Here is a 10,794-nt window from a genome sequence, read left to right as displayed (position 1 = left end):
GCACACGTCACTTCGAGTAATTATGAATAGTAATGCGAAAGCCTTACTGTTCAAAATTGTATCGAGAACAAGGAAATGTCAAATAAAAAACGATTCACGCACACGTCACTTCGAGTAATTTCGAATAGTAATGCGAAAGCCTTACTGTTCAAAATTGTATCGAGAACAAGGAAATATCAAATAAAAACGATTCTTAATACACGTCACTTCGAGTAATTTCGAATAGAAATGCGAAAGCTTTACTGTTCAAAATTGTATCGAGAACAAGGAAATATCAAATAAAAAATGATTCTGATATACGTCACTTCGAGTAATTATGAATAGTAATGCGAAAGCTTTACTGTTCAAAATTGTATCGAGAAGCTTTTAAAAAGAAAAAGTTCTCGATACTACACAGAACTTTTCTAATATAAATTTCTACGCAACTCGAACTGACGAATCTTTAATTGTAACGAAATTGAGTTCAATTGCAGTTAATAAACAGTGTTGCCTATCGACTTTGCTCAGTGAGACAAAAAATTATAACTAACAGTAGTACAGATCAAGACTACTCTTTATATAAAAAGCTATGAAAAAAATACTAATTACAGGCGGGGCAGGTTTTATAGGGTCTCATGTGGTTCGGTTATTTGTTACTAAATATCCTGAGTACCATATCTACAATCTGGATATGCTGACGTATGCCGGAAATTTAGAAAATAATGCCGACATTCAAGATGCGCCCAATTATACATTTATTAAAGGAGATATAGTCGATGCTGTTTTTATAGATGCTTTGTTTATAGAACATCAATTTGAGGGGGTTATTCACCTTGCGGCAGAGTCTCATGTGGATCGCTCTATCACCGATCCAATGGCATTCGTGAAAACCAATGTCTTGGGTACAGTGAACTTACTTAACGCATTCAAAACGATTTGGAACAATAACTTTGAAGGAAAGCGATTTTATCACATTAGCACTGATGAGGTGTATGGTTCTTTGGGCGCGGAAGGCCTTTTTACGGAAACCACCGCTTACGATCCAAATTCTCCTTATTCAGCTTCTAAAGCCAGCTCGGACCATTTTGTCAGAGCGTATGGCGAAACGTATCAGCTGCCGTACGTATTGACAAATTGTTCTAATAATTACGGCCCCAATCATTTTCCAGAAAAATTGGTTCCATTATTTATCAATAATATCATCAATAACCAGCCGTTGCCGGTTTATGGCGATGGGAATTACACCCGGGATTGGCTCTTTGTGATCGATCACGCTTTGGCTATTGATTTGGTTTTTCACAACGGAAAAAATCACCAAACTTATAATATCGGGGGATTCAACGAATGGAAAAATATTGATCTGGTCCGATTGTTATGTACGATTATGGATGGTAAACTAGGACGAACTCCTGGAACTTCGGAGCAATTGATCACTTACGTAAAAGACAGGCCAGGGCACGATCTGCGCTATGCGATTGATGCCTCTAAGATAAACAAGGAATTGGGTTGGACACCTTCTGTAACTTTTGAGCAAGGACTGGAAAAAACCGTTGACTGGTATTTGAACAACACGCAATGGTTGCATCATGTGACTTCTGGTGAATATGCATCGTATTATAAAAATCAATACGAATAACATGCTCTAAATAAATACAAGTAGTAAAGAGATTAAATTCCGTATCTAAAGTTCCGAATATTCGTAAGTGACGGCGTGTTTTATTTAATCAAAGGCTCGTCCACAATCATAACAAAAAAAAACTGCCACTGATTCCACAGATTAGCACAGATTTTCAATTATTTATATAATTCAATTTGTGAAAATTTGCGAAATTTGTGGTAAAAAAAATATCTGAAAAGTATCAAAATAAGCGTACCTATAATTAAATATTTATTCACAATCATAACCCAAAAAACTGCTATCAATTCCAAAGATTAGCACATATTTTTAATTACCCACACGATTCAATTTGTGAAAATTCGTGAAATTCGTGTCAAAACCATCTTGTCAAGATCACGACTTGTGAGCATAATTTTATATAAAGTAATCCGTCAGAGGAAAGAGTTTTTAATTCTAATTTCTTCAGTTCCAGTGATGCCATTTTTGGGTAGAATCGTATTGAGAACAAGAAAACATATAACAAAAAACTACTCTTGACACCACATCACTTCGAGTAATTTCGAATAGTAATGCGAAAGCTTAACTGTTCAAAATTGTATCGAGAACAAGAAAACCTCAAATAAAAAACGATTCACGCACACGTCACTTCGAGTAATTTCGAATAGTAATGCGAAAGCTTTACTGTTCAAAATTATATCGAGAATAAGAAAAACCTCAAATAAAAAACGATTCACGCACACGTCACTTCGAGTAATTTTGAATAGTAATGCGAAAGCTTTACTGTTCAAAATTGTATCGAGAAGCTTTTAAAATGAAAAGGGTCTCGACGTTACACAGAAATTTTCTAAAACGAATTTCTACCCAACGGATGTTTTTGATACTTACACCGAAACAACTTACGATGACTAATAAAAAAATTGAGTTTTTAGTCTGGATCGTCCAAAAGAAAAGAATTGAATACAAACGAATCGCTATCTTATGAAATGCTCCTAACACAGAAACAGTCAAACAATGAATTTTTTCAAAGTTTGACAACTTCGATAGGTACACCGACAGAATAACAGCAAAAGTGTTTTGGATTTAAAGCGCTATGGTTTTGTTCTAGTTTGTTTTTATCAAATAAAGGAAATAGACACATTAGTATGTTGCGAAACTAATTTTTCAAGCTATTTTTCAGTGTTTTATTTATCACCGTTTTAGGTGATTTTCCCACACCTTTTCAAATGATTTTAAAAACCTTTCTTCTTCATTGTTAGTAGTTTGTGGTTTTTTAAATGCTATTTTTTGTTTTTGCCAACAAATAAAAAATAAAATCTCAGCATAATGTACTTATATTTGCCCTCGTTAATTATTCCGTTTTCAACACCTTATTGGGAGTTGGAAGCGCGAAGCGGTATCATAAAACGTACAAGTCATTTGTACCTATTAAAGAAAAAATGAATTCAAGAATAAAAATAGCGGTGATTGGATTAGGATATGTAGGACTGCCTCTTGCCCGATTATTCGCGACCAAATATGCCGTTGTGGGATTTGATATCAATCAGTCCCGAGTGGCCGCTTTACAATCCGGAACAGATACTACACTGGAGATTTCGAATGAAGCATTATGTGACGTATTAGTGTCCCATTTTGATTTTTCGAGTACAGCCGAGAGTCCGTCTGTTGCTAAGGGGTTATTAATTTCTTCTGAAAGCACTGCTATTGCGGATTGCAATTATTACATCATCACGGTACCAACGCCGGTGGACAAAAACAACCGTCCAGACCTAACGCCTTTGTACAAATCATCTGAAACGGTGGGTAAGGTTTTAAAAAAAGGAGATGTCGTCATCTACGAATCAACCGTGTATCCTGGAGTAACGGAGGAAGAATGTGTTCCAGTTTTAGAACGAGTTTCGGGATTGCAATTTAATGTAGATTTCTTTGTGGGATATTCTCCGGAAAGGGTCAACCCCGGCGATAAGGAACATACAGTGGATAAGATTTTGAAAGTCACTTCGGGTTCTACTCCGGAAGCTGCTCAAAAAGTGGATGCACTGTATCTTTCGGTTATTACAGCTGGAACACACTTAGCGCCTTCTATTAAGGTAGCCGAAGCGGCTAAGGTGATCGAGAATTCCCAACGGGACATCAACATTGCATTTGTAAACGAATTGTCTAAAATATTCAACCTGATGCACATTGACACGCATGCGGTACTGCAAGCGGCGGGAACCAAATGGAATTTTTTGCCGTTCAAACCAGGATTGGTTGGTGGTCATTGCATTGGGGTCGATCCGTATTATTTAGCACAGCGCGCTCAGGAATTTGGGTATCATCCTGAAATTATATTGGCAGGAAGACGTTTGAACGACAGTATGGGCGAATATGTAGCAGCTCAAATCGTAAAATTGATGATCAAAAAAGGTATTTCTATTAACGGAGCCTCGCTTTTGATGCTGGGAATCACCTTCAAAGAAAATTGTCCCGATGTACGCAATACTAAAATTGTGGATGTCATTGCTGCTTTAACAGATTATGGAATTGTCATAACAATATACGATCCTCTGGCCAATCCACTGGAAGTACACCACGAATACCAATTGGAAACAACAAACGTGTTGCCCAATCAAAAATATGATGCTGTTGTTTTAGGGGTAGCCCACGCAGCTTTTTTAGATTTAGACCTGTCGCTATTGCAAAAAAACACAAGTGTGCTGTATGATGTCAAAGGGGTTTTAGGGAATGCAGTCGATGGGAGGTTATAAAAATAAAAGTATAAAGAGTACACCATAATAGTAGAAAACATGAAAATAGGAATAACATTCAGTGCTTTTGATTTGTTGCATGCTGGTCATATTAAAATGTTAGAAGAAGCAAAAGGACAGTGTGACTATTTAGTTGTGGGACTACAAACCGATCCTACTATAGATCGTCCTGAAAAAAATAGACCTACCCAATCAGTGGTAGAGCGATACATCCAACTCAAAGGCTGTAAGCATGTAGATGAAATAGTTCCCTATGCTACTGAACAAGATTTAGAGGATATTTTACGTTCGTTTAAAATTGATGTACGCATCGTAGGTGATGAGTACAAAAACAAGGATTTTACGGGACGAAACTACTGCGAAGAAAAGGGTATAGTACTTTTTTTTAATATACGAGACCATCGCTTTTCAAGCAGCAGCCTGAGAAAAGAAGTCGCAGAGAAAGAATTGTTGAAGGAGAAGTAGGGTTCTTTTAGGTAGTAGTGAAAGGTGGGAGTGAGAAAGATCGGCTTTTGGGTTTTTTAAAAATGTGTACAAGTTATTTACACTATAAACGACTGCATGTTACATGTGATTAGACGTAAATTCCACTCTTGAACTCGAAGATTCAACGACTTCAAGATAAATAGAAAGTGTAGTTATAGAAATTAGTGAGGTTATTTATATTATAAAAACTCAACTATTTCATGCTGTCACTGTACTCTAAATTATTCAAGTCCTTAAAAATAGCAACATAGTTTGCGTGCAAAAGGATTTCTCATGGTCTTTTTAGATAGAAACTAGAAAAGTTTAAATAAATAACGAAGGAAAGAAGAAATTTAATTCCTGTCTAAATAAAAATATAATTTAATAGTCGGCAACAGGCTGCTTTGTATCTTTTAAAATCGAGTCAGCTAATCGCTTAAAACGACTAATCACAAAAACAATAATATGGAAAAACAGCCTGCAGTAACACATGTCATCCTTACGGGTGGAGTGGGAAGCCGATTGTGGCCGTTATCAAGAAAAAGCCAGCCCAAACAATACCTTGATTTATTTGATCATAAGTCGTTGTTTGAAATGACCGTGGAGCGCAATCGTAATGTTGCCAACTCCATCATGGTGGTTGGGAATGTTGATAATTGCCATCTCAGCAGAAAAGTTTTGGAAAAAACAAATACTCCTTATGTTGATATTATAGAGTCAACTCCAAGAAATACAGCTGCTGCGATAGCATTTGCCGCTTTTGCTTCTGATCCGGATGACATTTTAATTGTGACGCCTTCGGATCATATTATTGATGATATGGAACAATATGAGGAGGCAATCAACCAGGGAATTGCAAAAGCTTCAGAAGGATATATTGTGACTTTTGGAATAGTACCCACCAAACCGGAAACGGGCTATGGATATATCGAGCGCAAAGGCGATGATGTGGTTTCCTTTCGAGAAAAACCCAATGAGGTTTCGGCAAAAGATTTTATCTCCAGAGGTAACTTTCTATGGAACAGTGGAATGTTTTGTTTTAAAGCCGGCATTTTTCTAGAGGAATTAAAAGTGTACAACCCAGAAATTTACAAGAAATCTAAAATTGCTTGGGAGGCCTCTACCAATGGAAATTTAGACTTACAATTGTCACTTGACATACCAGCAATCAGTATCGATTATGCGGTGATGGAGCGCAGCAAAAAAATCAAAGTGGTCCCTTCTACGTTTATTTGGTCGGATTTGGGTTCGTTTGAATCGGTATATGATTATTTGGTTACCACAGGACATCCTGTTGACAGTAATGGGAACATGGTTATTGGGACTACTGATTATACTGCTTTTGTGGGGCTCAAGAACACTATTTTTGTTCACACAGAAAATGCTAATTTAATTCTGCAAAAGGAATCTTCGCAAGAGGTGAGGAATGTCTACAATGCCTTAGAGAAAGTAAATTCAGATTTGTTACAATAATGAACAATACCGTTAAAATCTACATTGCAGGACATCAGGGCATGGTAGGCCGAGCGCTTTGGAGAGCCTTAACGGCCAAGGGATATTCTAATCTCATTGGTGTTTCCAGCAAAGAAGTAGACTTAAGAGATCAAAAAGCCGTTGCCCGTTATATAGCAGATGAAAATCCAGCCATAATTATTGACGCAGCAGCACGCGTGGGAGGCATTTTAGCCAATATGAATTCGCCTTATGATTTCCTGATGCAAAACTTGCAAATCCAAAATAACCTGATTGATTCGGCGCTGCAATCGGGTGTTGAGAAATTTATTTTTCTGGGTAGTTCGTGCATTTATCCTAAATTGGCACCGCAACCCTTAAAGGAAGAATACCTGTTGACCGGTCCTCTAGAACCTACAAATGAAGGATATGCCATTGCAAAAATAGCAGGTGTCAAAGCCTGTGAAGCCATCCGCAAACAATATGGAAAGGATTATGTCAGCTTAATGCCGACCAATTTATACGGCACACACGATAATTTTGATTTAAACAGCTCACATGTTTTACCCGCTATGATTCGGAAATTTCATGAGGCAAAAGAAAATAATCATGCTACTGTTACCCTGTGGGGAAGTGGAACACCGCTGCGCGAATTTCTTTTTGTGGATGATCTGGCTGAAGCTGTAATTTTTGCTTTAGAAAATAAATTACCAGATTCCCTTTATAATGTAGGAAGCGGAGTAGACCTGACTATAAAACAATTGGCAGAAACCATTCAAAAAATCGTAGGACATCAAGGCGAAATTATTTGGGATGTCAGCAAACCGGACGGTACTCCAAGAAAACTAATGGATACCTCCAAAATGCACGCTTTAGGATGGAAACATCAGGTGCCGTTGGAAGCAGGAATCCAAAAAACGTATGATTGGTTCTTGGAGAATATAAATAAGTATAAGGAAGTGAAGCTATAGAAAAAGGTTAACTGTTTAATCGGTTAAGAAAAGTTTAATCGTTTAGGAAAAGTGCAAACAATTAACCAGTTAACCAATTAAACGATTAACCATTTAAAGAGAAAAGTTTAATCGCTTAACTGTTTAAAAAAGTTTAATCGTTGAAAAAAAAAGTCAATCGGTTAAGAAAAGTTTAATCGCTTAACTGTTTAAAAAAGTTTAATCGTTGAAAAAAAAAGTAATAGCTAAAAAACAATTAAACGATTAACCAGTTAAACGATTAACCAGTTAAACGATTAACCAGTTAAACGATTAACCAATTAACCTTCTAAACCATTTACGCTCAGTAAAATAATGAATAACGAAATCATCATTTATCAATCTGAAATTCTTACCAGCCAAATAGAAGTTATGGTCAAGGATGAAACTGTGTGGTTGAATCGAATTCAACTCGCTGATTTGTTTGATCGCGATGTTAAAACTATAGGTAAGCATATTTCTAATGCACTCAGAGAAGAACTGGAGGGAATTCAAGTTGTCGCAAAATTTGCGACAACTGCAAGTGATGGTAAGACGTATCAAGTAGAATTTTATAATTTAGACATGATTATGTCTTTAGGTTATAGAGTAAAATCAAATAAAGGGATTCATTTTCGCATTTGGGCAAACAAAATTCTGAAAAACTATTTGCTCAAAGGCTATGCTGTTCATCATCGAATGGATGTTTTAGAAAAAAAAGTAAGTTCTCTAGAAGATAAAAACAATGAATTTGATTTGATGTTAAAAACAAATCTCCCACCTAATCAAGGAATATTCTTCGATGGACAAGTATTTGATGCACATTCCTTTGTATCCAGAATTGTAAAATCTGCCAAAATATCGATTGAGCTGTTGGATAATTATATTGATGAATCAGTACTTACACTACTTTCAAAAAGAAACAAGGATGTTCGGATTACTATTTATACCAAAAGTATTTCTAAACAATTAAAATTAGATTTAGAGCGATTCAATACTCAATATGAACCAGTCGAAGTTAAAGAATTCGCTAAATCTCATGATCGTTTTTTGATTATCGATGAAATAGAAGTGTATCATATAGGAGCATCACTAAAGGATTTAGGTAAAAAATGGTTTGCTTTTTCAAAATTGAATATTGATCCTGCAACATTGCTTGGAAAATTATACGAGTAGTAGGGAAGGTTTAATCGGTTAAAAGAAGTTTAATCGTTGAAAAAAAAATTTAATCGGTTAAGAAAAGTTTAATCGCTTAACCGGTTAGAAAAAGTTTAATCGTTGCAAAAAAAAGTTAATCGCTAAAAAACAATTAAACGATTAACCAGTTAAACGATTAACCAATTAAACGATTAAGCAGTTAACCCAGTAACCCACCTGACATGAAATACAACATTTATTCTTTCGAAAAATTAGAGGTTTATCAGTTGGCAAGAAAATTCAAGATAGATATAAAATTGATGAGCCAGTTATTTCCAAAAGAAGAAAGGTTTGATTTAACAAGTCAAATAAATAGAGCAAGCGCAAGTATTTCTGCAAATTTGGCTGAGGGTTCTGGAAGATCTTCTAATTTTGATCAAGCTCATTTTACCAATATGTCATTTTCAACAGGATTAGAAACCATAGATCATTTGAATACGGCATTAGATATGCAGTATATAAATGAAGAAAAATATACGGAACTCAGAATAAAATTAGATTCTATTTTAAACAAACTCAATGGACTTTATAAATTTCAGATTAATAATAAAGAAATATTGAAGAAGAAAGTTTAAAAGGGCTTAATCGGTTAGGAAATGTTTAATCGGTTAGAAAAAAGATTAACTGTTTAATCGTTTAGGAGAAGTTTAATTGGTTAAGAAAAGGTTAATCGTTTAGGAAAAAGATTAATCGGTTAAGAAAAGGTTAATCGTTTAGGAAAAGGTTTAATTGGTTAAGAAAAGTTTAATCGTTTAGGAAAAGGGTTAATCGGTTAAGAAAAGTTCAAACAATTAACCACTTAAACGATTAACCAATTAACCCTTTAAAGCAAAGGTGTAATCGTCTAAACAATCTAACCAGTTAACCAATTAATCGCTTAAACGATCAACCAATTAACCCTTTAAAGCAAAGGTGTAATCGTCTAAACAATCTAACCAGTTAACCACTTAAACGATTAACCAATTAACCCTTAAAAGCAAAGATGTAATCGTCTAAACAATCTAAACAGTTAACCAATTAACCACTTAAACGATTAACCAATTAACCCTTTAAAGCAAAGGTGTAATCGCGTCTAAACAATCTAAACAGTTAACCAATTAACCAGTTAAACGATTAAACTATTAACCACGAATATCACACAAATAAACATGAATCCGAAACAAAAAATAGCCTTTATCACCGGAGTGACCGGACAAGATGGAGCATATTTAAGTGAGTTTTTATTGAAAAAGGGATACATCGTTCACGGTCTCAAAAGGCGATCTTCGTTATTTAATACCAATCGGATTGATCATTTGTACCAGGACCCACATGTGGATAACCGCAATTTCTTTTTGCATTATGGGGATATGACGGATGGGACCAACTTAATTCGCCTGATCAAAGAAATTCAGCCCGATGAAATTTATAATTTGGCGGCAATGAGTCACGTAGCCGTTTCTTTTGAAATGCCGGAGTACACCGGAAATGCAGATGGCTTGGGAGCATTGCGTATTTTGGATGCGGTGCGCGTGCTGGGTTTAGAGAAGAAGACCCGCATTTATCAGGCCTCTACTTCAGAGTTGTATGGCAAAGTGCAACAAGTACCACAATCCGAAACAACTCCTTTTTACCCGCGTTCTCCGTATGCCGTAGCCAAGATGTATGCGTTTTGGATCACTGTCAATTACAGAGAAGCCTACGGAATGTTTGCTTGCAACGGTATTTTGTTCAATCACGAATCGCCCATTCGAGGGGAAACCTTTGTGACGCGCAAAATTACCCGAGCCACTTCAAGAATTGCTCTGGGATTACAAGATAAAGTGTACTTAGGAAATCTGGATGCCAAACGCGACTGGGGTCATGCCAAAGATTATGTACGCATGATGTGGATGATTTTACAGGCGGAGGAAGCCGAAGACTGGGTGATTGCCACCGGAAAAACAACATCGGTGCGTGATTTTGTAACGATGGCTTTTGCGGCAACAGGGATCGGCCTTCGTTTTGAAGGGCAAGGAGTAAATGAAGTTGGGATTATCGAAAGTATTGATCTCGTAAAATTCCAAAACAGCGTCTATCCCACTAACGACCAAAAACGAACAGCCAACAATCAGCTTCCCCAAATTGGGAAAGAAGTCCTGGCTATAGATCCAAAATATTTCAGACCAACCGAAGTCGATCTGTTGATTGGAGACCCCACAAAAGCCCGCACCAAACTGGGCTGGGAATGCCAGTATGATTTGCCTGCTTTAGTCAATGATATGATGCAATCCGACGTGAAACTGATGCAAAAAGACCAGTACCTGAAAGAGGGAGGCTATACCACTTTGAATTATTTTGAGTAGAGAAAAGTTTAATCGTTTAGGAAAAAGTTAACTGTTTAAGAAAA

The 10,794-nt window shown here is 36.3% G+C and carries 8 protein-coding genes; all 8 read left to right on the top strand.

Annotated features, from left to right (window positions below):
- Positions 1–568: 568 nt before the first annotated feature.
- Positions 569–1,615 (top strand): dTDP-glucose 4,6-dehydratase, encoded by a 1,047-nt coding sequence (rfbB, locus tag ACEN2F_RS14255; protein WP_441740413.1) that lies wholly within the window; start codon positions 569–571, stop codon positions 1,613–1,615.
- Positions 1,616–3,033: 1,418 nt separating this feature from the next.
- Complete coding sequence (locus tag ACEN2F_RS14250) at positions 3,034–4,344, top strand: nucleotide sugar dehydrogenase (protein WP_441740411.1); 1,311 nt, start codon at positions 3,034–3,036, stop codon at positions 4,342–4,344.
- A 39-nt stretch (positions 4,345–4,383) separates the two neighbouring features.
- Complete coding sequence (locus ACEN2F_RS14245) at positions 4,384–4,809, top strand: adenylyltransferase/cytidyltransferase family protein (protein WP_441740409.1); 426 nt, start codon at positions 4,384–4,386, stop codon at positions 4,807–4,809.
- A 465-nt stretch (positions 4,810–5,274) separates the two neighbouring features.
- Complete coding sequence (locus tag ACEN2F_RS14240; protein ID WP_441740407.1) at positions 5,275–6,282, top strand: mannose-1-phosphate guanylyltransferase; 1,008 nt, start codon at positions 5,275–5,277, stop codon at positions 6,280–6,282.
- Positions 6,282–7,232 carry a GDP-L-fucose synthase family protein gene (locus ACEN2F_RS14235; RefSeq protein ID WP_441740405.1) on the top strand — a complete coding sequence of 317 codons (951 nt, stop codon included), beginning with the start codon at positions 6,282–6,284 and terminating at the stop codon, positions 7,230–7,232. The genes ACEN2F_RS14240 and ACEN2F_RS14235 overlap by 1 nt, the downstream gene beginning before the upstream one ends.
- Before the next feature lie 333 nt (positions 7,233–7,565).
- Positions 7,566–8,405 carry a virulence RhuM family protein gene (locus ACEN2F_RS14230; RefSeq protein WP_441740403.1) on the top strand — a complete coding sequence of 280 codons (840 nt, stop codon included), beginning with the start codon at positions 7,566–7,568 and terminating at the stop codon, positions 8,403–8,405.
- 203 nt (positions 8,406–8,608) lie between these two features.
- Positions 8,609–9,001 (top strand): four helix bundle protein, encoded by a 393-nt coding sequence (locus ACEN2F_RS14225; protein ID WP_441740402.1) that lies wholly within the window; start codon positions 8,609–8,611, stop codon positions 8,999–9,001.
- Between the two features lie 573 nt (positions 9,002–9,574).
- Positions 9,575–10,750: a GDP-mannose 4,6-dehydratase gene (gene gmd / locus ACEN2F_RS14220; protein ID WP_441740400.1), complete on the top strand. Its 1,176-nt coding sequence runs from the start codon at positions 9,575–9,577 to the stop codon at positions 10,748–10,750.
- Positions 10,751–10,794: the final 44 nt, after the last annotated feature.

Source organism: Flavobacterium sp. W20_MBD1_R3 (assembly GCF_052119725.1).
GTDB lineage: Bacteria > Bacteroidota > Bacteroidia > Flavobacteriales > Flavobacteriaceae > Flavobacterium.
This window is presented reverse-complemented; position numbering and strand designations above follow the sequence as displayed.